Raw genomic sequence first — 24971 nt, forward strand, 5'->3', positions numbered from 1 at the left:
GCTCCTCTCGTGGAGAGGGGCCGGACCCGTCGGTGCACCTTGCTGCGCGGCTAGCCGCCGAGGCCTCCGATGAAGCCGCCGCCGCCGTCGTTGCCGCCGTTCTGCTGGTTGTCCGGCACCGTGTTCACGTTGATGACCTGGTTGGGGGCCACCGGGCTGCCGATGGGCGGGTCCGTGCTCAGGATCCTGGCCTTGCCGTCCGAGGAGCCCGACAGGACGGAGCCGAAGACCAGACCCCTGGCGGCCAGCAGTTCCCTGGCCTGGTTGATGGTCTTGCCGACCAGGTTCGGGACCTGGAGCTGCTGGACCGGCTTGGCGACGGAGATGTTGACCGTCGAGCCGACGTCGACCTGGGTGTTGATACCGGGGTCCTGGCCGACGACCGTCTTGGGGGCCGTGCCCGGGGGCGCGTCCACCTCGGTGACGCTGCCGAGCTTCAGCTTGAGGGCCTGCAGGGCCTTGGAAGCGTCGGCCTGGCTCTTGCCGGTCAGGTCCGGGACGGTCACCTTGGAGATCTCCTTGGCCACCGTCAGCGTGATGGGGCTGCCCCGCTCCGCCTCGACGCCGCCCTTCGGGTCCTGCTCCAGGACGATGCCGGGGGACTGCTCGGACTCGACGAGCTTCTTCGTGACCTGGAAGCCCCCCTTGTCCTTGAGGGTCTTCTCCGCGGCGTCGAACGGGATCCTGAGGACGTCCGGCACGACGATCTTGGGCGCTCCGGTGGAGACCTTCACCTTGACGACGGAGTTCTTGTCGACCTTGGTGCCCTCGGCCACGCTCTGCTCGCAGACGCTGCCCTTGGGGGCGATCTCGCAGGGCATCTCCCCGTCCTGCTGGACGATGAGACCGACGTTGTCCCCGTTGGCCTTGGCCGTCTCGAAGGTTTCGCCGATGAACTTGGGGACCGCGGGCCGGTTGTCGGCGGTGGTGTCGAAGAGGGCGCGCCCGATCAGGATCGCGCCGACCAGGACGAGGATGCCGGCGGTGACCAGCAGGATCGTGGAGGCCTTGCTCTTCTTCTGCGGGCGCCGGCCGCGGCCGCTCTGGTCGTAGCCGCCCTGGCCCGCGTACCCGGTGGCCCCGTATCCGCCGTCGCCCGGGGGCATCGGCGGGAGCATGGAGGTCTGGTTCGGGTCGGCGGTGCGCAGGGCGGTGGTGGGCTGGTCGTAGCCCTGGTGTCCGTAGCCGTGGCCCTGGTCGGGGTAGCCGTAGCCGGCGGCGCCCATGGAGGCGGTGGCCGCGACGGGCTGGCCGTCGAGGCAGGCCTCGATGTCGGCGCGCATCTCGTCGGCGGACTGGTAGCGGTAGTCGGCGTCCTTGACCAGCGCCTTCAACACGATCGCGTCCATCTCGGGCGTGATCTCGGAGTCGAAGTTCGACGGGGGCTGGGGCTCTTCCCGTACGTGCTGGTAGGCGACCGCGACCGGGGAGTCGCCGATGAACGGCGGCCGGACGGCGAGGAGTTCGTACAGCAGGCAGCCGGCCGAGTAGAGGTCGGAGCGCGCGTCGACCTGCTCGCCCCTGGCCTGCTCCGGGGAGAGGTACTGGGCGGTGCCGATGACGGCGGCGGTCTGCGTCATGGTCATGCCGGAGTCGCCCATGGCACGGGCGATGCCGAAGTCCATGACCTTGACCTGGCCGGTGCGGGTCAGCATCACGTTGGCGGGCTTGATGTCGCGGTGCACGATGCCGGCGCGGTGCGAGTACTCGAGCGCCTGGAGGATGCCGATGCACATCTCCAGGGTCCGCTCGGGCAGCAGCTTGCGGCCGGAGTGCAGGAGCTCGCGCAGGGTCGAGCCGTCGACGTACTCCATCACGATGTACGGGATGGAGATGTTGTCGACGTAGTCCTCGCCGGTGTCGTAGACGGCGACGATCGCCGGGTGGTTGAGCGACGCGGCCGACTGGGCCTCGCGGCGGAACCTGGCCTGGAAGGACGGGTCGCGGGCGAGGTCGGCGCGCAGGGTCTTGACGGCGACGGTACGGCCGAGCCGGGTGTCGTGGGCGAGGTAGACCTCGGCCATGCCACCACGGCCGAGCACGTGGCTCAGCTCGTACCGGCCGCCGAGGCGACGCGGCTCTTCCATAACGTGCAGCCCTCTCCGTCAGTCCCGACCGCACCCGTGTGTGGTCCGGCGGTGTGCTGTTCGCGCAAAGGCTACCGGCCGATCGTCGGTGATCGGTTCGTGACCACAGGCTGATACCGGACCGGTACCGTACGCTCGGACCCGGGCGGGAATGGTGACCCGGATCACATCTGTGTGCCCCTTGCGGCTCTCGCGTGGCCTTCGGCCCCGCCCGTCACCCCTTGTTGCTCTTGAGCACGGCTTCCATGACGGCCTTGGCCACGGGGGCGGCGAGGCCGGCGCCGCTGATGTCCTCGCGGTCCGCGCTGCTGTCCTCGATGACGACGGCGACGGCGACCGGCGAGCTGCCGTCCGGGTTCTCGACGTAGGAGATGAACCAGGCGTACGGGCGCTTCTTGTTGCCCTCGCCGTGCTGGGCGGTGCCGGTCTTGCCGCCGACCACGGTGTTCTTGATCCTGGCGGTGCTGCCGGTGCCCTTCTCGACCACGTTCACCATCATGTCCCGGACCTTCTTCGCGTTCTCGGCGGAGAGGGGACGGCTCATTTCCTGCGGCTCGTGCTTCTCGACGATGTCGATGCCGGGCGATTCCAGCTGGCTGACCATGTACGGCTTCATCAGCTTGCCGTTGTTCGCGATGGCGGCCGTGACCATGGCCATCTGCAGCGGGGTGGCCGCCGTGTTGAACTGGCCGATGGAGCTCAGGGCGTTGCCGTCCTTGCCCATGGTCTTGTCGTAGACGCTGGCGAAGGCGCGGACCGGGGTGTCGATCTTGTCGTTGTTGAAGCCGAACTTCTCGGCGGTCTTCACCATGTTGTCCCGCCCCACCTTGTCGCCCATGTTGGCGAAGACGGAGTTGCAGGAGACGCGCATGGCCTCGTTGAGGCTGGCCTTCCCGCACCCGGGGGCGTGGTTGATCAGCTCGGTCTTGGTCCCCGGGAGGATGTACGGGTCCTCGGTGTCGGTCGGATCGTCGATGTTCTTGACGACGCCGTGCTCCAGGGCCGCCGCGGCGGTGACCACCTTGAAGGTGGAGCCGGGCGGGTAGGTCTCGCGCAGGGCGCGGTTGACCAGCTTCTTGTCCTCGCTGTCCTTGAGCTCGACCCAGGCCTTCTCGTCGGCCTTCGAGTTGCCCGCGAAGGACGTGGGGTCGTACGAGGGGGTGCTGACCAGGGCGAGGATCGCGCCGGTGCGCGGGTCGATCGCCGCTACGGCGCCCTTCTTGCTGCCGAGCTTGTCGAACGCGGCCTTCTGCGCGGCGGCGTTGAGCGTCGTGACGACGTTGCCGCCCTGCTTCTTCTCGCCGGTGAACATGCCGATGGTGCGGTCGAAGAACAGCCGGTCGTCGTTGCCGGTGAGGATGCCGTCCTCGAGGGACTCGAGCTGCGTGGAACCGAAGGCCTGCGAGGCGTAGCCGGTCACGGGGGACCAGAGCGGACCGTCCATGTAGGTCCGCTTGAACTTGTAGTCGCTGCCGTCGGTGACGGCGGAGCCGGTGATCGGCTTGCCCTCGACGATGATGTTGCCGCGCTCGGTGGCGTACTGGGCGATCTGGACCCGGCGGTTCTCCTTGCGGGTGCTCAGTTCCTCGGCCTTGACGTACTGGAGCCAGTTGGTCCGCACGAGCAGTGCCAGGACGAGCAGCCCGCAGAAGATCGAGATGCGGCGCAGGGGCTTGTTCATGACGGGCGGACCACCTGGGTCATCTCGGAGTCGGGGGACGGTGCCGGGGCCGGGGCAGGGCGGCGTGCGGTGTCGCTGATCCGGATGAGGATGGCGATGAGGATCCAGTTCGCGAGCACGGACGAGCCGCCGGACGCGAGGAAGGGCATGGTCATGCCGGTCAGGGGGATGAGGCCCATGACTCCGCCGGCGACCACGAAGATCTGGAGCGCGAAGGCGCCGGAGAGGCCGATCGCGAAGAGCTTGCCGAAGGGGTCGCGGGCGGCGAGGGCGGTGCGCACGCCCCGCTCGATGATCAGGCCGTAGAGCAGGAGGAAGGCCATGACCCCGGCGAGCCCGAGCTCTTCGCCGACGGTGGAGAAGATGAAGTCGGAGTTGGCGGCGAACCCGATGAGGTCGGAGTTGCCCTGGCCCCAGCCGGTGCCGAGGACCCCGCCCGAGCCGAAGCTCATGATCGACTGGCCGACCTGCTCGCAGGCGCCGGACTTCTGGTAGCAGGCGAAGGGGTCGAGCCAGGCAGTGACGCGGGCCTTGACGTGGCTGGCGGTGGCGCCGACCACGGTGGCCCCGCCGACGCTCATGAGCAGGCCGATGACGATCCAGCTCGTCCGCTCGGTGGCCACGTACAGCATGATCACGAACATGCCGAAGAAGAGCAGCGAGGTGCCGAGGTCGTTCTCGAAGACCAGGACGAGCAGGCTCATCGCCCAGATCATCAGGATCGGGCCGAGGTCGCGGCCGCGCGGCAGGTAGAGGCCCATGAAGCGGCGGCTGGCGAGTGCCAGGGCGTCGCGCTTGACCATGAGGTAGCCGGCGAAGAAGACGGCGATGACGATCTTCGCGAACTCGCCGGGCTGGATCGAGAACCCGCCGACGCTGATCCAGATCTTGGCACCGAAGACGTCGGCGCCCAGACCCGGGATCACGGGCAGGATCAGCAGCACGAGCGAGGCGGCCATGGAGATGTACGTGAACCGCTGGAGCACGCGGTGGTCCTTCAGGACCAGCAGCACGCCGGCGAACAGGGCGATGGCGAGGGCCGTGTACATCATCTGCCGGGGCGCGGACTCGGAGAAGACGCCGAAGGAGCGCTTCGCCAGGTTCTGCAGGCGCTCGGACTGGTCGAGGCGCCAGATCAGGACGAGGCCGAGCCCGTTGAGGAGCGTGGCGATCGGCAGCAGCAGCGGGTCGGCGTACTTGGCGTAGCGCCGTACGACGAAGTGGGCGATGCCCGCCAGGACGCCGAGGCCGAGCCCGTAGGTGAGCATGCCCGGGGGCAGCTTCCCGTGGATCGACAGGCCCGCGTTGGCGTAGGCGAAGATCGGGATGACCACGGCGAAGGCGAGCAGCAGGAGCTCGGTGTTCCGCCGGCTCGGCAGCTCGATGGCGCCGATGGTGGTCGTGTTGGTGACAACGCTCATGGTGTGGCGGGCCCCCTGTGCCCGCGTATGTCTACTGCTTCTCGCACAGGCCGACGACCTGCTGCTCGGCGGCAGTCAGGACGGGGCCGGGTGTTTGGTTGCCCTGGGCCTCGGCGGCACGCCGCTCCTCGTCCTTCTTGCAGGCGGAGGTCTGGGTGCCGAGCTCGTCGATCTTCGTGCGGGCGCCGTCGATGCTGCTCTCGCTGATCGTCTCCACGACCTGCTTGCGCTTGAACGACGGGAGGTACTTCAGTTCGATGTCGGGGCGGTCGGTCTCCACCTTGGAGAGCTCCAGCGGCCCCAGCTTCTGGCTGATCCCGCGGAAGAGCGCGACGTGCTCGCCCTTGACCCCGATGTAGAACTGCGTCTGGGTCCAGCGGTAGCCCGCGTACAGCCCGCCGCCGATGACACCGAGGACCACGAGCAGCGTCAGCGTGCGCGTGGTCCACTTGCGCCCCTTGCCGCGGCGCCTGCGCGGGTGGTCGTACGTGTCCTCGTACCCGGAGTCCCCGTCGTACGGGTCCGGGTCGCCGAAGCTGCCGTACGCGTCGGCTCCGCCGCCCTGTCCCTGGGCGCCGTAACCGCCGTAGCCCGGGGCCTCACCGCTGCCGGGGGGGCCGAAGGCGCCGGCGGGCGGGGCGCCCTGGCGGCCGAGCCCGGAGGCGCGGCCGGCCGGTGTCTGCATGGCGTTGCCGCCGTCGAAGAGCTGGTGGTGCTGGTTCTCGGCGACCGCGCCGACGACGACCGGGGTGTCGTTGACCTGTGCGGCCAGGGTGTCGCCGCTGTCGGTGTCGAGGACGTCGGCCACGATGCAGGTGATGTTGTCGGGGCCGCCGCCGCGCAGTGCGAGCTGGATGAGCGAGGCCACGGTCTCGCGGGGGCCGTGGTAGTCGGCGAGGGTCTCCTCCAGGGTCTGGTGGGAGACCACGCCGGAGAGCCCGTCGGAGCAGATCAGGTAGCGGTCGCCGACCCGGACCTCGCGGATGGAGAGGTCGGGCTCGACGATGTCGCCGCTGCCCAGGGCCCTCATCAGCAGGGAGCGCTGCGGGTGGGTGGTGGCTTCCTCCTCGGTGATCCGGCCCTCGTCGACGAGGCGCTGCACCCACGTGTGGTCCTGGGTGATCTGCGTGAGGACGCCGTCGCGGAGCAGGTACGCGCGGGAGTCGCCGACGTGGACCAGGCCGAGGCGCTGGCCCGTCCACAGCAGGGCGGTGAGCGTGGTGCCCATGCCCTCCAGCTGGGGATCCTCCTCGACCATGACGCGCAGCTGGTCGTTGGCGCGCTGTACCGCGGTGCTCAGCGCGGTGAGCATGTCGGAGCCCGGGACGTCGTCGTCGAGCTGCACGAGGGCGGAGATCACCTCGGAGCTGGCGACTTCGCCGGCGGCCTGGCCGCCCATGCCGTCGGCGATCGCGAGGAGACGGGGACCGGCGTAGCCGGAGTCCTCGTTGCCCTCGCGGATCATGCCCTTGTGCGATCCGGCGGCGAACCGCAGGGACAGACTCATGCGCACCTGCCCTGTCGACGTCCATGCTGCCTCGGAAGACAACCGGTCTCGAGCCACACTGCCCACCCTCCGGCCTGGAACGCGCTCGGGTCCGTGTCCCCGGTGGGACGGACCGCTGCGGCTCGCTCGCTCCGCTCGCTCATTCTCGTACTACTTCCGCAGCTCGATGACGGTCTTGCCGATGCGGATCGGGGCGCCCGGCGGAATGGGCGTCGGGGTGGTCAGCCGGGTCCGGTCGAGATACGTGCCGTTGGTGGACCCGAGATCCTCGACGATCCACTGGCCGTCACGGTCGGGGTAGATCCTGGCATGCCTGCTGGAGGCGTAGTCGTCGTCCAGCACGATCGTGGAGTCGTGGGCGCGGCCCAAGGTGATCGTCTGGCCTGCGAGGGCCACCGTGGTGCCCGTGAGGGTGCCCTCGGAGACGACGAGTTTGGTGGGCGCACCGCGGCGCTGGCGCTGCTGCGGTGGGGCCGCCGGCTGGCGGCCCTGCTGCGCCGGGGCGCCGGAAGCGCTCCCGCCGCGTCGGGAACCGCGCTGCGTGACTCTCGTTCCGAAGAGATCGCTGCGGATGACCTGGACGGCCACGATGACGAACAGCCACAGAACGGCCAGGAAACCCAACCGCATGACCGTCAGGGTCAGCTCTGACATTGCCCCCGCTTACCCTTCGGCTTGCCGGTAAATGATGGTGGTGGAGCCCACGACGATCCGCGAACCGTCGCGGAGCGTAGCGCGGGTGGTGTGCTGCCCGTCCACCACGATGCCGTTGGTGGACCCGAGATCCTGGATCGTCGAGGGCGTTCCGGTCCGGATCTCACAGTGCCGGCGCGAGACGCCGGGGTCGTCGATCCGCACGTCGGCTTCGGTGCTTCTGCCGAGTACGAGCGTAGGGCGCGAGATCTGGTGGCGGGTGCCGTTGATCTCGATCCAGTGGCGCCGGACGGCGCCGCCGGTGGGTACGGGGGCCGGTCCGCCCGGTCCGCCGAGGGCGCCGGGATTCTGCCGGCGCGCACCGGGACCGCCCGGGGGCGGTCCGGCGGGCATGGGCGGCGCGGAGCTCGGCGGGTATCCGTAGCCGCCGGGCTGGGCCGGGGGGGCCTGGTGGCCCTGCCCCTGGCCCGGACCGTGCTGGCCGGGGGACTGGGAGGTGCTGGAGGCGAGCGTGCGGCTGCGGACCCGGTAGAGCCCGGTGTCCAGGTCGTCGGCCTTCTCCAGCTGGACCTTGATGGGGCCCATGAAGCTGTAGCGCTGCTGCTTGGCGTAGTCGCGGACGAGGCCCGCGAGCTCGTCGCCGAGCTGGCCCGAGTAGGGGCTCAGGCGCTCGTAGTCGCCGGCGCTCAGCTCCACGATGAAGTCGTTGGGGACGACGGTCCGCTCGCGGTTCCAGATGGTGGCGTTGTTGTCGCACTCGCGCTGGAGGGCGCCCGCGATCTCCACCGGCTGGACCTCGGACTTGAACACCTTGGCGAAGGTGCCGTTCACCAGACCTTCGAGTCGCTGCTCGAACCGCTTCAGGACTCCCATGGGGCACCTCCTCCGTCGTTGTCGCCCTGTACTGCTTACTGATCGTATCCACGCATGGCGGATTCGGGTGGTTCCCCATCGGTCACGTGCGCAGGAGTGTTGGTCCTCACAAGCGATCGTAGGGGGGCCCCGAGGACAGTGTCCCGCACCGGCGGCCGAGTGCGGGAGGGGCGGTCGTCGGCGGGAGCGGGGAGAGCACGAAAAGCGATGTGAATCCACCCCGTCCGACGTGCTAATGTTCCGATGTCGCCAGGGGAACGGCCCGCAAGGGAAGAACCGCTGGTAGCTACTCGGGCGAGTGGCGGAACGGCAGACGCGCTGGCTTCAGGTGCCAGTGTCCTTCGGGACGTGGGGGTTCAAATCCCCCCTCGCCCACATGTGAGTGAACCCCCGCTCCGGAGAGATCCGGAGCGGGGGTTCTTTCGTTGTGCCCGGGGGCATGGGCGTGACGAGGGTCTCGGATGGTCGTGCGGGCTGGTGGACCGTGGAGCGGCCCACGGTGCGTTCGCGGGTGAGATCGCAGGGCTCCGCGCCTGATTCCCTCGGCGGCTCGGGAGTTCGGTCGCGGATCCAGCATCGCGGTCGGCGGGGAGTCGTGATCGTGGGTGAATTCCCGACCGGTGAAGGCCGGGAATTCGCGGGGCGGCGGACTCCGGCCGGGGGGTGGACGGGGAGGGGGAACCCAGTCCCTGGCGAAATGCGTATCGGGGAGCTGGCGCGGAGTGCCGGAGTTCCGGTAGCGACGGTCAAGTACTCGCCCGAGAAGGGCTGTTGCCGCCCGGTGAGCGGACGGGCCCGAACCAGGTGAGGTGCTCCGAGGAGCACGTGCACCGGCTCCGGCTGATCCGGGCGGTGCTGGAGGTCGGCGGCCCGTCGACCGCGGCCGTCCGCGAGGTGCTCGGCGAGCTGGTGCGGCGGCGCGGCTGGGGCGCAAGCCCACGAACCCCGGCTGGAAGTCGCTGGTCCAGATCGGCGTGAACTACCGCGACCTGGGCCGGGGCGATCTGCGGGACCTGCTCGACGCGTGCGCGGCCGTGGCCGATGCGTGGCCGATGCGTGGCCGATGCCGAGCCGGCAGTCCTCGCCCGGGTGCCCGGTACGGACGGCAAGATCGAGGGCGTCGTCCTCGGCACCCTCCTCGGCGACGCGGCCATACCGGCCGTGCGCCGCATCGCTCAGGAGGACGCCTCCGTGCGCAGGTCCGCCCGGCCGGAGGACGGCAGGGACCGTGCCGGCGGGCGGGTGTGGGGAAAGAGGTGGAGCGGACGGTCCGCATGCGCATTCCGCAGCCGCATTCCGCTCCATTTCCGGTTCTGGGGACGTCCTGAACCGGAACTGCGCGGGGCGTGAGCAATTCGGCGGGCCCGAGCACAAGTGATCCCAACCGAGGGGGTGAAAATTGCTCGCCGTCACCTTGCTCGCCGTCATCGGATTCACCGCGCGGCGTCGCGCCTGGGTCGTGATCGCGGCGGTCTTCGGCCGCGCCGGGGCCGCCCGTGTCGCTGGTCTCGCCGGCCGGACGCCTCGTCGGCCGGGTCGGCGCCCCGTCCTTCGCCCGGGCCGGGCCTGGGCACACCGTGGCGCGGCGGCGTCGGCGCGGCGAGCGCCCGGGCCGCGCTGCGCCGGGAGACTTTCGTTGCGGCGGGCGCGACGAAAGAGGGCAGCCCGATGGCGGGGTGGTGTCTAGGGTCGGCCGGGTGGATGTGACGGCGAGGGTGCGTGCGGGATGGGACTGGGTGAAGGGGCCCGAGCCCTGGACCCGGCGGATGCTGGCGGGGGACCTCGCGCTGGCGGGGGTGCTGGTGCTGGTCGGGCTGGGGGTCGAGGAGCTCGACAAGGGCTCCGGGGCCCGGATGCTGGCCAGTGCGGTGTCGGTGGTGGTCCTGATCCTGCTGCGGCGGCGGCTTCCGGTGTTCACGCTCGTGGCCGGCTCGGCGGTGGGGGTGTACCTGCCCGGGGCCTTCCTCGTGGCGATCCCGCTCGGCTGGTCGGCAGGGCGGCGCATCGTCGGCGTCGGACGGGCGCTCGGCGCCTTCACCGCCGGCTTCGTCGCGGTGGTCGTCTTCAGCCTGGTCAAGGAGTGGTCGCTGGGCCGGCCGGTGCTGTTGATCGTCTTCACCACGCTGATGTTCCTGGCCACGGTGGTCGTGCCCGGTCTGGCCAGCCGCTACTGGTCCCAGCGCAATACGCTGCTGCGCGCCCTCCAGGAGCGCAACGGCCAACTGCTGCGCGAGCGGGCAATGGTCGCGGGCCAGGCCCGGCTGCGCGAACGCCAGCGCATCGCCCAGGACATGCACGACAGCCTCGGCCACCAGCTCGCGCTGATCTCGGTGCACACCGGTGCGCTGGAGGTCGATCCGGTCCTGACCGACCGGCAGCGCGAGGCGGTGGGCGTCCTGCGCCAGGCCTCGGTCGCGGCCATGCACGAGCTGCGCGAGGTTGTCGGCATCCTGCGGGACGGGGTGGAGGCGCCGCTGCCGGTCGAGGAGGCGCAGCCCGCCGCACGCGGGGTGGCGGGCATCGCCGGGATCGTGGAGTCGGCGCGGAGCGCGGGAACGGACGTGCGGCTCACCACCACGGGGCAGCCCAGGCCGCTGGTCGCGGCATGCGACCACGCGGCGTACCGGATCGCGCAGGAGGCGCTGACCAACGCCTACAAGCACGCGCCGGGCGCACCCATCACGGTGGAACTGCGGTACGAGGACGACTCCTTGGTGGTGGAGATCGCCAACGGGCCGGCGGTCGGTCCGGACGCCGGTGACGTGGTGTCCGGCGGGCAGGGGCTGACCGGGCTGCGCGAACGGGCCCGGCTGGTCGGCGGGATGGTCTATGCCGGTGCCGCGGAGGGCGGCGGGTTCCGGGTGGCCGGGGTGCTTCCGTACGGGACCGAGCCGGCCGGGGCGCAGGAGAGCGGCGGGCCGGAGAACGGGGTGGACCCGCTCGCCGACGACTTCGGCCAGCAGCTGCGCGCCCGGATGCTCGCCGAGGGCTCGGAGCCGGTGGACTGGGCCGCGGTCGACCGCAAGCTGCTGCGCAGCGGCCGGGTCGGCGGCGTGTCGCTGGGCTGCGGGATCGCGGTCGCGGCCGTGGTGGTGCTGCTGATCGTGATCGGGGCGGCGGTGGCGCTGCTCGTCGGCTCGGTGAGCGACGCGACCATCAGCCGGGACGACTACGACGGCATCCAGGTGGGCGAGCCGGAGAGCACGGTACGGTCGCGGCTGCCCAGCGGGGACAGCATCCTGACCGAGGGGCTCGACCGGAAGGGACCGCTGCGTCCGCAGGGTGCCACCTGTCTGGCCCTGCTGGCGGAGGACGGCAGTGATGTGGGCAGCGACAGCGTTTTCCGGTTCTGCTTCAAGGACGGCAAGCTCGTCGAGAAGCAGGCGTACCAGGCCAAGCAGTAGGAGCAGGGGTGACAGCCAAGGTGATCCGCGTGGTGATCGCTGACGACGAACCGCTGATCAGGGCCGGGATCAGGATGATCCTGACCTCGGCGGCGGACATCGAGGTCGTCGCCGAGGCGGCGAACGGCAGGGAGGCGGTGGAACTGGCCCGGGCGCACGGCCCGGACGTGGTGCTGCTGGACATCCAGATGCCGGTGATGGACGGGCTGACGGCGCTGGCCGAGCTCGGGCGGGCGGCGCCGGAGGTGCGGGCGCTGATCCTGACCACCTTCGGTGAGAAGGAGAACGTGCTGCGGGCGCTGAGCGGCGGCGGCGCGGGGTTCCTTCTGAAGGACTCGGCGCCCGGCGAACTCATCGGCGCCGTACGGGCGGCCGCGGCGGGGGACGCGTACCTCTCCCCGGCGGCGACCCGGCACGTGGTGGACCAGCTCGCCTCCGGCCGGACGGCCGGCCGCGACGCGGACGCGCGGCGCCGGGTGGCCGACCTGAGCGAGCGCGAGCGCGGGGTGCTGGCGCTGCTGGGAGAGGGGCTGTCGAACGCGGACGCGGGGCGGCGGCTGCACATGAGCGAGGCCACGGTGAAGACGTACGTGAGCCGGATCCTGGCGAAACTGGAATGCGAGAACCGGGTGCAGGCGGCCCTGCTGGCCAGGGACGCCGGGCTCTAGGTACCGTCGGGCCGAAATCCGATGGCGATCAGGGGGCGGGGCGCATGACGGCGGTAGCGCAGCAGCGTGGCGTGGAACCGGAGTCGAAGGGGTCGGAGGTACGGATCCCGGTGGTCGAGGGGTTCGCTCCGCGGCGCTCCGGTTCGTCGGCGGGGGCGCCCGCCGGCTCTCCCCGGGAGGCGGGCAAGGCGCTGCGCACGCGCGTGCCCCGGGCGGCGCACGCCCGGTTCGAGGCCCCGGGTGACCGGCCGGACGCGGTGCGGGCGGTGGAGGAGTCCAATGCCGGGCGGGTCGCCGAGCTCACGCCGATACGGGTCGGCCGGATGGCCGCCACCCCCTTCGCCTTCCTGCGCGGAGCGGCCGGGCTGATGGCCCACGACCTCTCCGGCGGGCCCGTGACCGGGATCGGCGCGCAGATCTGCGGGGACGCCCACGCGGCCAACTTCGGCCTGTACGGGGACGCGCGCGGCCGGCTGGTCATCGACCTCAACGACTTCGACGAGACCGTCTACGGTCCGTGGGAGTGGGACCTCAAGCGGCTGGCCACCTCGCTGGTCCTGGCAGGCCGGGTGGCCGGCGCGGACGAGGCCACCTGCCGGGCGGCCGCGTACGACGCGGCGGGCGCCTACCGGCGCACGATGCGCCTGCTGGCCAAGCTGCCGGCCCTCGACGCGTGGAACGCCATCGCGGACGAGGAACTGGTCTCGCACACCGACGCCCGTGACCTGCTGGGCACCCTGGAACGGGTTTCGGAGAAGGCCCGCAACAACACTTCCGCCCGGTTCGCCGCCAAGTCCACCGAGCTCACGCCCGACGGGGGGCGTGCCTTCGTGGACGCGCTGCCCGTGCTCCGCCGGGTCGGCGACGGGGAGGCGGCGGCCGTGGCGGCCGCGCTGGGCCCGTACCTGGAGACCCTGCAGGGCGACCGGCTGCCGTTGCTGGCCCGGTACGCGATCCACGACGTGGCCTTCCGGGTGGTGGGCACGGGCAGCGTCGGTACCCGCTCGTACGTGGTGCTGCTGCTCGACCACCGGGGTGAGGCGCTGGTCCTCCAGGTGAAGGAGGCCCGGCCCTCCGCGCTGCTGCCGCACCTGCCCGGGCTCGGCTTCGTCTCCCCGCCGGAGGAGCACGAGGGCCGGCGGGTGGTGGCCGGGCAGAAGCGGATGCAGGTGGTCTCCGACATCCTGCTGGGCTGGACGACGGTGGAGGGGCGGCCCTTCCAGGTCCGCCAGTTCCGCAACCGCAAGGGCAGCGTGGATCCGGCGGCACTGACCGCCGACCAGTTCGACGACTACGGGCGGATGACCGGAGCCCTGCTGGCGCGGGCGCACGCGCACAGCGCGGATCCGCGGCTGCTGTCCGGGTACTGCGGCAAGAGCGAGGAGCTGGACGAGGCCATCGCCGGCTTCGCCGTGGCCTACGCCGACCGGAGCGAGGCCGACCACGCGGTGCTGGTGGCGGCGGTGCGGTCGGGGCGGATCGCGGCGGAGTCCGGGGTCTGAGCAGCGGGGCCCGAGCCCGCGGGCGGGATGTTTCACGTGAAACCGGTGGATGTTTCACGTGAAACACCCGGGCCTCGGGGCCTTAGGCTGGCCGGGTGAGCGAGCAGACAGTTCCCGAAGCGTCCGAGCCCGGCTCCGGCGACGGCCCCGGCCCCGCTGCCGACGAGCGGCCCGAGGCGCGCCTGGAGCGCGCCGTGCGGGCCGCCGAGCAGGCGCTGATCGAGTTCGAGATCGCGGTGGAGACCTTCCGGGTGGAGGTGGAGAACTTCTCCCGCCTGCACCACCAGAAGCTCGGCCCGATGTACTCGCGGCTCGACGAGCTCGACGCCCTGATCGCCGAGGCGAAAGCGGCGAGGACCGGGGACCCGGAGGACCTGCGCCGTGCGCGTGAGGCCCGCTCGCTGGTGATGCCGATGCCCGGGGTGGACGAGCTGTTCCACGACTGGATGGACTCGGACGGGATGTCCGACGACGCCTCCGCGATGCTCACGGACCGCGCGGTGCGGCCGCCGGAGCGGGTGCGCCCCTCGGAGGAGGTACGCCGCCTCTACCGCGAGCTGGTCCGCCAGGCGCACCCCGACCTCGCCCAGGACGAGACCGAGCGCGAGCGGCGCGATGCGTTCATCGTGCGGGTCAACGCGGCCTACGGACGCGGCGAGGAGCAGGCGCTGCGCGAGCTGGCGCAGGAATGGGCGGCGGGCCCGGCGCCGGCCGAGCCGCGGCTGAGCGAGAGCGAGGAGCTGTACGAGCGCCTGGAGTGGCTCTCGCGCCGCAAGGAGCTGCTGTCGGTACTGGCCCGGGACCTCGAAGAGAGCGCGATCGGGTCGATGCTGCGGATGGCTCCGGAGGACCCGGACCGGCTGCTGGAGGAGATCGCCGAGCAGCTGCTCGGCGACGTCGAGAAGCGTGAGGCGGAGCTGGCGGCGCTCGCCGCCGAGTGACCCCGCGGCGGCCGGGCCGCCCGGCCGGGTCGGATAGGTTGGCTCAGCTATCCGTGACGAGAGAAGGCGACAGACATGAACTCCGGACCGCTTCCCTCGGTGGCCGCTTCCGCACTGCCCTCCGAAGCCTTCGTCCTCGACGTTCGCGAGAACGACGAGTGGGCGGCCGGCCATGCCGAGGGTGCGCTGCACATCCCGATGAGCGAGTTCGTGGCGCGCATCGGTGAGCTGACCGAGAAGATCGAGGACGAGCGTCCGGTCTACGTGATGTGCCGGGTCGGCGGACGCTCCGCCCAGGTGGCCCAGTACCTGCGGGGTCAGGACATCGACGCCGTCAACGTGGCCGGCGGCATGCAGGACTGGGAGGCCGCGGGCCGCCCGGTCGTCACCGACGCGGGCGCCCCGGGCTTCGTCGTCTGAGACGGCCGCCGCGTGCCGGAAGAGTCGGCCTAGGCGAGGGGGTGGGCGGCCAGCAGGTCGCCCAGCGCCTCCTCGTGGGCCGCGGCCGGGCCGAGCTGGAGCTCCAGCTGCTTGGCCCAGGCGTGGTAGCGGTGCAGCGGGTAGTCGGTATCGGCGCCGAAGCCGCCGTGCAGGTGCTGTGCGGTCTGCACGACGCGGCGTACGCCCTCGGAGGCCCAGATCTTGGCCACGGCCACATCACCGGCACTCGGCAGCGGTCCGCCCGCTCCGCCCGTGGAGGCGTCGAGCCGCCAGGCGGCCTGCCAGAGGGTGACCTCCATGGCGCGCAGGTCGATGTAGCGGTCGGCGGCCTGGACGGCGACGGCCTGGAAGCTGGCCACCGGGAAGCCGAACTGCTCGCGCTTGCTCGTGTACTGGCTGGTCATGGTGAGCACGTTCTCGCCGAGGCCGAGCGCGAGCGCACAGGTACCCGTGGCCAGGAGCTGGCGCAGGTGGTCCCAGGCGCCGGGAGCGTCGATCAGGTGAGCGGCCGGGACCCGTACGCCGTCGAGGGTGAGCTCGGCGAGCCGCTCCCCACTGGTGGAGTACTGCTCCGCGAGGGACAGGCCCGCGGCGCCCGGGGGGACGAACGCGAGGACCGCCTCGCCCTCCCCGGTGTGGGCCGGCACGGCGGTCCAGTCGGCGCCGTGCGCCCAGGCGACGGACGTCTGGAGGCCCTCCAGGACCCACGTGTCCCCGTCCTGCCGTGCGGTGACCGCCAGCTCGGCCGGTTCGTGGCCGCTGCGACCGTGCGCGGCGACGGTGAGGACGACGCTGCCGTCACCGGCGCCGGGCAGCAGGGTGCCGGTCAGCTCGGGGCTGCCGTGGGCCTGGACGGCCATCGCGGTGGCGCAGTGCTCCAGCAGCGGCACCCGGGCCAGTACCCGCGCGGCCTCGCGCAGGACCAGGCACAGGGCGATGGCGTCGAGTCCGGAGCCGCCGTGCTCCTGGTCGAGGACCAGGCTCAGCAGGTCGGAGTCGGCGAGCTTGGCCCACAGCTCGCGGTCGAACTCCTCGGCCACCGCCCTCGGCGTGAGGGCGGGGCTGGGCACGCCGTCGGGGGCCACGTCCGCGAACACGGCCTTGGCCGCCTCGACGGCGGCCTGCTGCTCCTCGGTGAAGGTGAAGTCCACTGCCTGTCCTCCCGCGTACCCGAATCGTGCTCTGTCTGACGGTGCGTCAAGATAGAACACGTTCCTGAAAAAGCACAGCCTGGAAGTGCGGCAGGGGGCGGCAGGGGGCGGCAGGGTGACGGCGCGGGCCGCGCCGTCACGCCGGCTCAGCGGTCGAAGTCGATCTCCACGTCCTCCGACACCGGGTGCGACTGGCAGGCCAGCACGAACCCGGCCTCCGTCTCCTGCTCCTCCAGCGCGAAGTTGCGGTCCATCCGCACCTCGCCCGAGACGAGGAACGCCCGGCAGGTGCCGCACACCCCGCCCTTGCAGGCGTACGGGGCGTCCGCGCGGGCCCGGAGCACCGCGTCGAGCAGGGATTCGCCGTCGCGCACCGGCCAGGTGCCCGAGCGGCCGTCGAGCCGCGCGGTGACCCGGCCGCGGGTGGCGTCGGGCGAAGCGGTGCGCGCGGGCGGGGCGGTGTCCTCGACGTGGAAGACCTCCTCGTGGACCCGGGTGCGGAGCACGCCGAGCGAGCTCAGCGCCTTCTCCGCTCCCGTCACCAGACCGTACGGCCCGCACAGGAACCAGCCCGTCACCTCCGCGACCGGCAGCAGTGCGGGGAGCAGCTCGGTCAGCCGCTCCTCGCCGAGCCGGCCCGAGGGCAGCCCGGCCTCCTGCTCCTCCCGGGACAGCACGGTGACGAGCTGGAACCGGTCGGGATAACGGTCCTTGAGGTCGGCGACCTCCTCGAGGAACATCGTCGAGGCCGCGCTGCGGTCGCTGCGCACGAGGCAGAACCGGGCGTCGGGGCGGGCGGCGAGGAGCGTGGCGGCGATCGACAGCACCGGGGTGATGCCGCTGCCGCCGACGATCGCGGCGTAGTGCGCGGCGGGCGGCGCCGCCGCGGGGTCCAGGACGAACCGGCCGGCCGGGACCATCACGTCCAGGACGTCCCCGGCGGCGATCTCCTTGTGGGCGAAGGAGGAGAACTCGCCGCCCTCCACCAGCCGCACTCCGACCCGCAGCGTGGCGGGGCCGGGCCCGTCGGCGGCCGGGGCGGGGGAGCAGATCGAGTAGGTGCGCCGAACCTCCGACGGCACGGCCGTGCCGGCCGCCGCACCGACTGCGCCGCGGCGCAGGGTGAGGTGCTGGCCGGGGGCGTGCCGGTAATCGGCGCGCAGCTCCGGCGGGACGGCCAGGGTCAGGGCCACGGAGTCCTCGGTGAGCCGGTCGACCGCCGTCACCGTCAAGGTGTGGAACGCGCCGTGGCGCACGGGGCGCGCCGACGCGGCGGCCGCCGGTCCGGCAGGCGCCACCGGCGTGGGCGACGGCGGTGACACGGCCATCTAGAGCTCCTTGAAGTGGTCGAACGGTTCGCGGCAGGCGGTGCAGCGGCGCAGCGCCTTGCATGCGGTGGAGGAGAACCGGCTGAGCAGCTCGGTGTCCGTCGATCCGCAGTTCGGGCAGCGGACGGACAGGGTGAGCGGAACCGGTCCGCCGGCGGCGTGCGGCCGCGGCGGGGCGATGCCGAACTCGGCCAGTTTGCGGCGGCCTTCGGCGCTGATGTCGTCGGTGGACCAGGCGGGGGCCAGCACGGTCCGCACCCGGACCTCCGGTATGCCGTGGTCGGTCAGGACCCGCTCGATGTCGGCGGACATGGCCTCGATGGCCGGGCAGCCGGTGTAGGTGGGGGTCAGGGTGACCTCCACGTGGCCGTCCTCGTGCATCCGCACCCCGCGCATCACGCCGAGCTCGGCGAGGGTCAGCACGGGCAGTTCGGGGTCGGGGACGGAGCCGGCCAGCTCGGCCAGCTCCACCTCCAGCCGGGTCCGGTCGGTGCCGACGCCGGCACCGGTCACCACGATGCCCCCGGGTGGCTGCGGTGCAGGTGCTGCATCTCCGCGAGCAGGCGGCCGAACGACTCGGTGTGCAGTCCCTGCCGGCCGGCTCCCGCGGCCCAGGCGCCGTGCCGCGGTCCCTGGGGCAGCTCCAGTCCGGCCCGCTCCAGTACGCCGCCCAGCGCGGCCAGCCAACGGCCTTCCAGGGCGGCCCAGTCGATCTCGTCGAGCCCGTCCACCGGCCGGAACATCTCCCCGGTGTACTTCCACAGCCCGTCCAGGCCGGCCCGCATCCGGCGCCGGCTCTCCTCGGTGCCGTCGCCGAGCCGCAGCGTCCACTGCTCGGCGTGGTCGCGGTGGTAGGCCGTCTCCTTGACCGCCTTGGCGGCGAGGGGCGCGAACGGGCCGTCGCCGCGCGCGAGGTCCCCGTAGAGCTCGTGCTGGTAGAGCGAGAAGTAGAGCTGGCGCGCGATGGTGTGGGCGAAGTCGCCGTTCGGCTGCTCGACCAGCTGGAGGTTGCGGAAGGACCGCTCCTCGCGGAGGTAGGCCAGCTCGTCCTCGTCGCCGGTCGTCGACAGCAGGACACGGGCCTGGCCGAGCAGGTCGAGGGCGATGTTGGCGAGCGCGACCTCCTCCTCCAGGACGGGTGCGTGGCCCGCCCACTCGGCGAGGCGGTGCGACAGGATCAGCGCGTCGTCGCCGAGGGCCAGGGCCGCCGCCACGGCGGCCGTCCCCGATGCGGTGCTCGTCTCGGTGCTCGTCACAGGTGCTGCACCCCCTCGGGGATCTCGTAGAAGGTCGGGTGCCGGTAGGGCTTGTCGGCGGACGGGGCGAAGAACGGGTCCCGCTCGTCCGGGGAGGAGGCGGTGATCTCCGTGGAGGGCACCACCCAGATGGAGATGCCCTCGCCGCGCCGGGTGTAGAGATCGCGGGCGTTGCGCAGGGCCATCTCCGCGTCGGGGGCGTGGAGGCTGCCCGCGTGCGTGTGCGAGAGGCCGCGCCGCGAGCGGACGAACACCTCCCACAGGGGCCAGTTCTGCGTCATACCCGAGCCTCGCTTCCGATTGCCGCCTCGGCGGCGGTGGCCGCCGCCTGCTTCTCCGCATACGCCGCGGCCGCGTCGCGCACCCAGGCGCCTTCCTCGTGCGCCGCGCGGCGCTGTCCTATCCGCTCTTCGTTGCACGGGCCGTTGCCCTTGAGCACTTCCCAGAACTCCGTCCAGTCGATGGCTCCGAAGTCGTGGTGCCCGCGCTCCTCGTTCCACTTCAGGTCCGGGTCGGGCAGGGTCAGCCCCAGCGACTCGGCCTGCGGCACGGCGATGTCCACGAAGCGCTGGCGCAGATCGTCGTTGGAGTGGCGCTTGATCCGCCAGGCCATCGACTGCGCCGAGTGGGCCGACTCGCCGTCCGGCGGGCCGAACATCATCAGCGAGGGCCACCACCACCGGTCGACGGCGTCCTGCGCCATCGCGTGCTGGGCCTCGGTGCCCTGTGACAGCGCGAGGAGCAGTTCGTACCCCTGGCGCTGGTGGAAGGACTCCTCCTTGCAGATCCGGACCATGGCCCGCGCGTACGGCCCGTAGGAGCAGCGGCAGATCGGGACCTGGTTGGTGATCGCCGCGCCGTCCACGAGCCAGCCGATCGCGCCGACGTCGGCCCAGGTCAGCGTGGGGTAGTTGAAGATCGAGGAGTACTTCTGCTTCCCGGCGTGGAGCTTGTCGAGGAGCTCGTCGCGGCTGGTGCCGAGGGTCTCGGCGGCGCTGTACAGGTACAGGCCGTGCCCGGCCTCGTCCTGGACCTTCGCCATCAGGATCGCCTTGCGGCGCAGGGAGGGCGCGCGCGTGATCCAGTTCGCCTCGGGCTGCATGCCGATGATCTCGGAGTGGGCGTGCTGGGCCATCTGGCGGACCAGGGACGCGCGGTACTCGTCGGGCATCCAGTCGCGCGGCTCCACCCGCTCGTCGGCCGCCACGGCCGCGTCGAAGGCCGCCGCGAGCTGCGCGCCGAGGTCGGCGGTCACGCCGATCCCCGCGTCCTGCCCGGCGTCCCGCCCCCCGGTCCCCGATGTCGCTGCCGGGGTCACTGCCACCATCACGGCCCCCTGTCAGAGGTCTCTTCCTGCCCCGTCCCGCCCGACCGACCGATCGTTCGGTTCATGCTCTTCAATGGTGTGACGAGGGCCCGTAGGGTGTCAACCTCTGTGGTCAACCCTGTGGACACCGGATGATCGGGGCGGGATGGATTCGAACGAGCGCGAGCCCCTCGAAGGAGCGGCCCCACCCCCGTCCAGGGCGCCCGGAATCGCCGGTCTGTCCACCCCGTACCGGGTCGTCACGGCCCTCGCGCTCGGCGCCGTGGCGGTGGCCGCCTGCTCGCACCTGGCCCTCGTCTTCCTGCACGTGGCCCCGTCCAACACGGTCAGCAAGCAGCACGCGCGCAGGATCGACTGGTGGGTCTACCCCGAGTTCGAACAGAACTGGAAGCTCTTCGCCCCCAACCCGCTCCAGCAGAACATCGCCGTGGAGGTGCGCGCGGAAGTGCGGACGGAGGAGGGCCTGCTGGTGACGGGCAACTGGCGCGGGCTCTCCGCCGAGGACGGCGCGGCCATCCGCCACAGCCTGCTGCCGAGCCACACCGAGCAGAACGAGCTCCGCAGGGCCTGGGACTTCTTCACCACCTCCCACGACGAGGACAACAAGTCCACCGGCGAGCGCGGCGAACTCGCCGAGCAGTACCTGCGGCGGATCGCCCTGGACCGGTTGGACCCGCGGACTCCGGCCGATACGGCGGTGGGCAAGGGCGGGCACCTGGCCGAGGGGCGGATCGTACGGATCCAGCTGCGCGCGGCGACGACGGAGGTACCCGCGCCCCAGTGGTCCGACGAGAAGGCCGACACCCAGACGTACTACCGGGAGCTGCCGTGGTGGACGGTCTGAGGGAGCCGGGCGTGCGAGAGGCAGGTGTGAAGGGGCTCAGAGCCTCCGGCGGCCGGGCGCTCGCCCGGGTCAGCGGGCAGGCGCTGGGGCCGTACCAGAGCGCCGTGGTCCGCATCGGCTTCGCCGGCACCTGGCTCTTCTTCCTGCTGCGCGAGTTCCCGCACCGCCACGAGCTGTACGGGCCGGACGGCCCCTGGAGCTGGGAGCTGGCGCGGCGGCTGATCGACTCGAACCGCGCCTTCACCGTGCTGATCTGGTCGGACTCGGCGCTCTGGTTCGAGATCGTCTACGCCGTGGCCGTGCTGGCGTCCGTGCTGCTGATGCTGGGCTGGCGCACCCGGGCGACCTCCGTGGTGTTCGCGGTCGGCGTGCTGTCCCTGCAGAACCGCAGCGTCTTCATGGGCGACGGCGGGGACAACGTCATCCACCTGATGGCCATCTACCTCGTGCTGACCCGGTGCGCGCAGGTGTGGTCGCTGGACGCCCGCCGCGCCCGCCGGCTCGGCGCGGCCTCGGCCGGGCGGGCGGGTCCGGTGCTGTGGGGCGTGCTCGGCGCGGTGTTCGCGTACGGGGCCGTGACCGGGCGGTTCAGCACGGGCTGGCTGGTGGTCTTCACGTCCCTGTGGGTGATCGCCGCGCTGTGGTGGATGGTCGACCGCTACGAGCCGGAGGGGGAGGGGCGGGCGGTCCTCGACGTCCTGGCCAACCTGCTGCACAACGCCGGAATGCTGGTGATCATGGTGGAGGTCTGCCTGATCTACGCGACGGCCGGCTGGTACAAGATCCAGGGTTCGCGGTGGCAGGACGGCACGGCGCTGTACTACCCGCTGAACCTGGACTACTTCACCCCGTGGCCCGGGGTCTCGTCCTTCCTCGCGAGCAGCGGCACGGTGGTCATGCTGCTGTCCTACGGGACGGTCGCGGTGCAGGTGGCCTTCCCGTTCACGCTGTTCAACCGGCGGATCAAGAACGTGCTGCTGGCGCTGATGATGCTGGAGCACGCGGGGATCGCCGTGCTGCTGGGCCTGCCGTTCTTTTCGCTGGCGATGATCGCCGCCGACGCGGTGTTCCTTCCGACCGGGTTCCTGGTCTGGCTCGGGGCGGGGGTCGCCGCGCGGTGGGTGCGGGTGCGGGGGCGGGGGGCCGTCGCGGAGTCGGCTCCCTCGCCGTACGGGGATCCGGAGCCCGATCCGGAGTCGGCGGTACCCAGCCCGGTACCGCGCTGAGGCCCGCCCTGCGGGGGCGTGTCCCCTACCCGCCCTTCGCCCGTTCCCCGGGCTCCGCCCGGACCCGGTCCTCAAAACGCCGGACGGGGTGGGTTCGGGCTGGTTGGAGGTGGGCGGCGGGGGTGGTGGGTCAGGGGAACGTAGGGTCGGCGGTATGAGTGAGCAGTACGGGAACAGTGGGGACGCCGAACGGCAGTGGCGGGAGGGTGCCGAGCGGGAGGACCTCGTCCTGCTCGACGGGTTCCACGCGCTGAAGCACGCCCTGCGTTTCGGGGCGGACGTCCGGCTGGCCGTCGCCGAGGACCCGGAGGCCGTACGGGGCCTTGCGCGCGAGCTGGCTCCGGACGTGGAGGCGCAGGTGGCGCGGCTGGTGCGGCAGGCACCGCTCAAGGGGCTGGTGGCGCGGGTGCACCCCACCGGGGTGGCGGCCCTCGCGGTCCGGCCCGGCCGGGCCGAGGGGCGGGCCCGGCTCGAAGCACGGCCGAGGTCGGCCCCGATCGTGCTCCTCGACAACCCCCGCAACCTGGGCAACGTCGGCGCCGTCGTCCGGCTCGCCGCCGGCTTCGGTGCCACCGGCGTGCTCACCCGCGGCGACCTCGACCCCTGGCACCCCAACGTGGTCCGGGCCGGGGCGGGTCTGCATTACGCCACCACCGTGGACCGGGTGGAGCTCGCCGCGCTGCCGCCCGGCCCGCTGTACGCCCTCGACCCGGAGGGCGAGGACATCCGCGCCCTCACCCTCCCGGACGAGGCCCTGCTCGCCTTCGGCTCCGAACGCCACGGCATCTCGCCCGAGCTGCGCGCCCGCGCCGATCACCTGGTGTCCCTGCCGATGCGCCCGCAGGTCTCCAGCTACAACCTGGCCACCAGCGTGGCCATGACCCTCTTCCACTGGGGCGGGCCCAAGGAGACGGCCTAGGGATCAGCCCTGGCGGCGGACCTCCACCACGCGGAAGCGGTTCGACACGAACGCCCCGTCGCACAGCGCGGCGTTCGCCGCCGGGTTGCCGCCGGAGCCGTGGAAGTCGGAGAAGGCCGCGGTCTGGTTCACATAGACCCCGCCCGTCAGGTTCAGCGAGAGCTGCGCCGACTCCTCCAGGCAGACCTCCTCGATGGCCCGCTCGGTGTCGGCGGACGTGGTGTACGCCCCGACCGTCATGGCGCCCTTCTCGCGGACGGTGCGCCGCAGCAGGTCGAGGGCGCTCTCCGTGGAGTCGACCGCCACCGCGAAGGAGACCGGGCCGAAGCACTCGGAGAGGTAGGGGGCGGAGTCGTCCGGCTTGGCGGAGTCCAGCTTCACCATCACCGGGGTGCGCACGACGGCGCCCGGGAACTCGGGGTTCGTCACCTCGCGCGAGGCCAGCGCGACCTCGCCGAGACCGGCCGCGGCCTCCAGGCGGGCCTTGACGTCCGGGTTGACCAGCGCGCCGAGCAGGGCGTTGGCCCGCGCGTCGTCGCCGAGCAGGCCGCCGACCGCGCCCGCGAGGTCGGAGACGACCTCGTCGTAGGACTTGTGCCCGGCGTCGGTCTCGATGCCGTCGCGCGGGATCAGCAGGTTCTGCGGGGTGGTGCACATCTGGCCGCTGTAGAGGGACAGCGAGAACGCCAGGTTGGACAGCATCCCCTTGTAGTTGTCGGTGGAGTCCAGGACGACGGTGTTGACGCCGGCCTTCTCCGTGTAGACCTGCGCCTGGCGGGCGTTGGCCTCCAGCCAGTCACCGAACTCGGTGGACCCGGTGTAGTCGATGACCTTGATCTCGGGGCGGACGGCCAGCTCCTTGGCGATGCCCTCGCCCGGACGCTCCACGGCCAGCGCGACCAGGTTCGGGTCGAAGCCGGCGTCGCCGAGGACCTCGCGGGCCACCTGGACGGTCAGCGCCAGCGGGAGCACGGCGCGCGGGTGCGGCTTGACCAGCACCGGGTTGCCCGTGGCCAGGGAGGCGAAGATGCCCGGGTAGCCGTTCCAGGTGGGGAAGGTGTTGCAGCCGATCATCAGGGAGATGCCGCGCGGCACGGCCGTGAAGGTCTTGCCCAGCTCCAGCGGGTCCTTCTTGCCCTGCGGCTTCGACCAGTCGGCCTGCCCGGGGACGCGGGTCTGCTCCTCGTACGCGTAGGCCACCGCCTCCAGCCCGCGGTCCTGTGCGTGCGGGCCGCCCGCCTGGAACGCCATCATGAAGGCCTGGCCGCTGGTGTGCATGACGGCGTGCGCGAACTCGTGCGTCCGCGCCGAGATCCGGGCCAGGATCTCGATGCAGACCAGGGCGCGCGCCTCCGGTCCCGCGTCACGCCAGGCGCCCATGCCGGCCCGCATCGCGGGCAGCAGCACCTCCGGGTCGACGTGCGGGTACTCGACGCCGAGCTCCACGCCGTAGGGGGAGGTCTCCGAGCCCGTCCAGCCGTCGGTGCCGGGCTGCCCGAGGTCGAGCCGGGTGCCGCGCAGCGCCTCGAAGGCGGCGAGGCCGTCGGCCGGCGCGGTCTCCCCGTACGCCTTGGGGTGCTCGGGGTGCGGGGACCAGTAGGCGCGGCTGCGGATCGTGGCCAGCGCCTGGTCCAGGGTGGGCCGGTGCTTGGCGGACAGCTGGGGGACGGTGAGCTCGGCGGCCATCAGGGACCAACTCCTCTTTGAGCCGGGCGGGATCAGGCGATCGGGGCAGGCAAGA

The 24971-nt window shown here is 71.9% G+C and carries 23 protein-coding genes and 1 tRNA gene; 11 read left to right on the forward strand and 13 right to left on the reverse strand.

Annotation, left to right across the window (positions count from 1 at the left end; translation table 11 throughout):
- Positions 1-50 precede the first annotated feature (50 nt).
- The 6 genes from pknB to ABZY57_RS00730 all read right to left on the reverse strand — a co-directional run bounded on the left by pknB (position 51) and on the right by ABZY57_RS00730 (position 8223).
- Positions 51-2087 (reverse strand): Stk1 family PASTA domain-containing Ser/Thr kinase, encoded by a 2037-nt coding sequence (gene pknB / locus ABZY57_RS00705; protein ID WP_356506695.1) that lies wholly within the window; start codon positions 2085-2087, stop codon positions 51-53.
- A gap of 214 nt (positions 2088-2301) precedes the next feature.
- Positions 2302-3768 carry a penicillin-binding transpeptidase domain-containing protein gene (locus ABZY57_RS00710; RefSeq protein ID WP_356506697.1) on the reverse strand — a complete coding sequence of 489 codons (1467 nt, stop codon included), beginning with the start codon at positions 3766-3768 and terminating at the stop codon, positions 2302-2304.
- Complete coding sequence (locus ABZY57_RS00715; protein WP_356506699.1) at positions 3765-5189, reverse strand: FtsW/RodA/SpoVE family cell cycle protein; 1425 nt, start codon at positions 5187-5189, stop codon at positions 3765-3767. Before ABZY57_RS00715 ends, ABZY57_RS00710 begins: the two co-directional genes overlap by 4 nt.
- 31 nt (positions 5190-5220) lie before the next feature.
- Positions 5221-6696, reverse strand: a complete 1476-nt coding sequence (locus ABZY57_RS00720; RefSeq protein WP_356506701.1) for a PP2C family serine/threonine-protein phosphatase — start codon at positions 6694-6696, stop codon at positions 5221-5223.
- 150 nt (positions 6697-6846) lie between these two features.
- Positions 6847-7350, reverse strand: a complete 504-nt coding sequence (locus tag ABZY57_RS00725; protein WP_356506703.1) for an FHA domain-containing protein — start codon at positions 7348-7350, stop codon at positions 6847-6849.
- Between the two features lie 9 nt (positions 7351-7359).
- Entirely contained in the window at positions 7360-8223 is an 864-nt protein-coding gene (locus ABZY57_RS00730) for a DUF3662 and FHA domain-containing protein (protein ID WP_356506705.1), read from the reverse strand.
- 292 nt (positions 8224-8515) lie between these two features.
- Here ABZY57_RS00730 and ABZY57_RS00735 point away from each other — a divergent pair.
- From ABZY57_RS00735 to ABZY57_RS00770, 8 genes are all read left to right on the forward strand, one after another.
- Positions 8516-8598, forward strand: a tRNA-Leu gene (locus ABZY57_RS00735).
- A gap of 429 nt (positions 8599-9027) precedes the next feature.
- Positions 9028-9201, forward strand: coding sequence for a hypothetical protein (locus ABZY57_RS00740; RefSeq protein WP_356506824.1), 174 nt, complete (start codon positions 9028-9030; stop codon positions 9199-9201).
- Positions 9202-9279: 78 nt separating this feature from the next.
- Positions 9280-9573 carry a hypothetical protein gene (locus ABZY57_RS00745; protein ID WP_356506707.1) on the forward strand — a complete coding sequence of 98 codons (294 nt, stop codon included), beginning with the start codon at positions 9280-9282 and terminating at the stop codon, positions 9571-9573.
- Between the two features lie 347 nt (positions 9574-9920).
- Positions 9921-11627, forward strand: a complete 1707-nt coding sequence (locus ABZY57_RS00750; RefSeq protein WP_356506709.1) for a histidine kinase — start codon at positions 9921-9923, stop codon at positions 11625-11627.
- Between the two features lie 8 nt (positions 11628-11635).
- Positions 11636-12295: a response regulator transcription factor gene (locus ABZY57_RS00755; RefSeq protein WP_356506711.1), complete on the forward strand. Its 660-nt coding sequence runs from the start codon at positions 11636-11638 to the stop codon at positions 12293-12295.
- A gap of 44 nt (positions 12296-12339) precedes the next feature.
- Positions 12340-13797, forward strand: coding sequence for a DUF2252 domain-containing protein (locus ABZY57_RS00760; RefSeq protein ID WP_356506713.1), 1458 nt, complete (start codon positions 12340-12342; stop codon positions 13795-13797).
- A gap of 182 nt (positions 13798-13979) precedes the next feature.
- On the forward strand, positions 13980-14738 hold the full coding sequence (locus ABZY57_RS00765) for a hypothetical protein (RefSeq protein WP_356506826.1): 759 nt from the start codon (positions 13980-13982) through the stop codon (positions 14736-14738).
- Positions 14739-14813: 75 nt separating this feature from the next.
- The gene (locus tag ABZY57_RS00770; protein ID WP_112446690.1) at positions 14814-15158 is read left to right on the forward strand and encodes a rhodanese-like domain-containing protein; all 345 of its coding nucleotides are present in this window, start codon (positions 14814-14816) and stop codon (positions 15156-15158) included.
- A 29-nt stretch (positions 15159-15187) separates the two neighbouring features.
- Here ABZY57_RS00770 and ABZY57_RS00775 read toward each other — a convergent pair whose 3' ends face one another.
- The 6 genes from ABZY57_RS00775 to paaA form a co-directional block, all read right to left on the reverse strand.
- On the reverse strand, positions 15188-16330 hold the full coding sequence (locus ABZY57_RS00775) for an acyl-CoA dehydrogenase family protein (RefSeq protein WP_356506716.1): 1143 nt from the start codon (positions 16328-16330) through the stop codon (positions 15188-15190).
- Positions 16331-16476: 146 nt separating this feature from the next.
- Complete coding sequence (locus ABZY57_RS00780; protein WP_356506718.1) at positions 16477-17658, reverse strand: 2Fe-2S iron-sulfur cluster-binding protein; 1182 nt, start codon at positions 17656-17658, stop codon at positions 16477-16479.
- Positions 17659-18171 carry a 1,2-phenylacetyl-CoA epoxidase subunit PaaD gene (paaD, locus tag ABZY57_RS00785; protein WP_356506828.1) on the reverse strand — a complete coding sequence of 171 codons (513 nt, stop codon included), beginning with the start codon at positions 18169-18171 and terminating at the stop codon, positions 17659-17661.
- Entirely contained in the window at positions 18168-18914 is a 747-nt protein-coding gene (gene paaC / locus ABZY57_RS00790; RefSeq protein WP_356506719.1) for a 1,2-phenylacetyl-CoA epoxidase subunit PaaC, read from the reverse strand. The genes paaD and paaC overlap by 4 nt, the downstream gene beginning before the upstream one ends.
- Positions 18911-19195, reverse strand: coding sequence for a 1,2-phenylacetyl-CoA epoxidase subunit PaaB (paaB, locus tag ABZY57_RS00795; protein ID WP_243331024.1), 285 nt, complete (start codon positions 19193-19195; stop codon positions 18911-18913). Before paaB ends, paaC begins: the two co-directional genes overlap by 4 nt.
- Entirely contained in the window at positions 19192-20241 is a 1050-nt protein-coding gene (gene paaA, locus ABZY57_RS00800; protein ID WP_356506722.1) for a 1,2-phenylacetyl-CoA epoxidase subunit PaaA, read from the reverse strand. Before paaA ends, paaB begins: the two co-directional genes overlap by 4 nt.
- Positions 20242-20386: 145 nt before the next feature.
- Here paaA and ABZY57_RS00805 point away from each other — a divergent pair, with 145 nt between their 5' ends.
- The 3 genes from ABZY57_RS00805 (at position 20387) to ABZY57_RS00815 (ending at position 23230) form a co-directional block, all read left to right on the forward strand.
- Positions 20387-21085 (forward strand): DUF5819 family protein, encoded by a 699-nt coding sequence (locus tag ABZY57_RS00805; protein WP_356506724.1) that lies wholly within the window; start codon positions 20387-20389, stop codon positions 21083-21085.
- A gap of 11 nt (positions 21086-21096) precedes the next feature.
- The gene (locus tag ABZY57_RS00810; RefSeq protein WP_356506726.1) at positions 21097-22311 is read left to right on the forward strand and encodes an HTTM domain-containing protein; all 1215 of its coding nucleotides are present in this window, start codon (positions 21097-21099) and stop codon (positions 22309-22311) included.
- 154 nt (positions 22312-22465) lie between these two features.
- Positions 22466-23230 (forward strand): TrmH family RNA methyltransferase, encoded by a 765-nt coding sequence (locus ABZY57_RS00815; protein WP_356506728.1) that lies wholly within the window; start codon positions 22466-22468, stop codon positions 23228-23230.
- A 3-nt stretch (positions 23231-23233) separates the two neighbouring features.
- Here the strand turns inward: ABZY57_RS00815 and paaN are convergent, their stop codons facing one another.
- Positions 23234-24916, reverse strand: a complete 1683-nt coding sequence (gene paaN / locus ABZY57_RS00820; protein ID WP_356506730.1) for a phenylacetic acid degradation protein PaaN — start codon at positions 24914-24916, stop codon at positions 23234-23236.
- Positions 24917-24971 lie beyond the last annotated feature (55 nt).

The sequence above is a fragment of the Streptomyces sp. NPDC006450 genome (genome assembly GCF_040612195.1).
GTDB lineage: Bacteria > Actinomycetota > Actinomycetes > Streptomycetales > Streptomycetaceae > Streptomyces.

Coding starts and splice junctions, on each gene's coding strand:
- pknB (WP_356506695.1), bottom strand. CDS start 2,087: ATGGAAGAGCCGCGTCGCCTCGGCGGCCGGTACGAGCTGAGCCACGTG.
- ABZY57_RS00710 (WP_356506697.1), bottom strand. CDS start 3,768: ATGAACAAGCCCCTGCGCCGCATCTCGATCTTCTGCGGGCTGCTCGTC.
- ABZY57_RS00715 (WP_356506699.1), bottom strand. CDS start 5,189: ATGAGCGTTGTCACCAACACGACCACCATCGGCGCCATCGAGCTGCCG.
- ABZY57_RS00720 (WP_356506701.1), bottom strand. CDS start 6,696: ATGAGTCTGTCCCTGCGGTTCGCCGCCGGATCGCACAAGGGCATGATC.
- ABZY57_RS00725 (WP_356506703.1), bottom strand. CDS start 7,350: ATGTCAGAGCTGACCCTGACGGTCATGCGGTTGGGTTTCCTGGCCGTT.
- ABZY57_RS00730 (WP_356506705.1), bottom strand. CDS start 8,223: ATGGGAGTCCTGAAGCGGTTCGAGCAGCGACTCGAAGGTCTGGTGAAC.
- ABZY57_RS00760 (WP_356506713.1), top strand. CDS start 12,340: ATGACGGCGGTAGCGCAGCAGCGTGGCGTGGAACCGGAGTCGAAGGGG.
- ABZY57_RS00770 (WP_112446690.1), top strand. CDS start 14,814: ATGAACTCCGGACCGCTTCCCTCGGTGGCCGCTTCCGCACTGCCCTCC.
- ABZY57_RS00780 (WP_356506718.1), bottom strand. CDS start 17,658: ATGGCCGTGTCACCGCCGTCGCCCACGCCGGTGGCGCCTGCCGGACCG.
- paaB (WP_243331024.1), bottom strand. CDS start 19,195: ATGACGCAGAACTGGCCCCTGTGGGAGGTGTTCGTCCGCTCGCGGCGC.
- paaA (WP_356506722.1), bottom strand. CDS start 20,241: ATGGTGGCAGTGACCCCGGCAGCGACATCGGGGACCGGGGGGCGGGAC.
- ABZY57_RS00805 (WP_356506724.1), top strand. CDS start 20,387: ATGGATTCGAACGAGCGCGAGCCCCTCGAAGGAGCGGCCCCACCCCCG.
- ABZY57_RS00815 (WP_356506728.1), top strand. CDS start 22,466: ATGAGTGAGCAGTACGGGAACAGTGGGGACGCCGAACGGCAGTGGCGG.
- paaN (WP_356506730.1), bottom strand. CDS start 24,916: ATGGCCGCCGAGCTCACCGTCCCCCAGCTGTCCGCCAAGCACCGGCCC.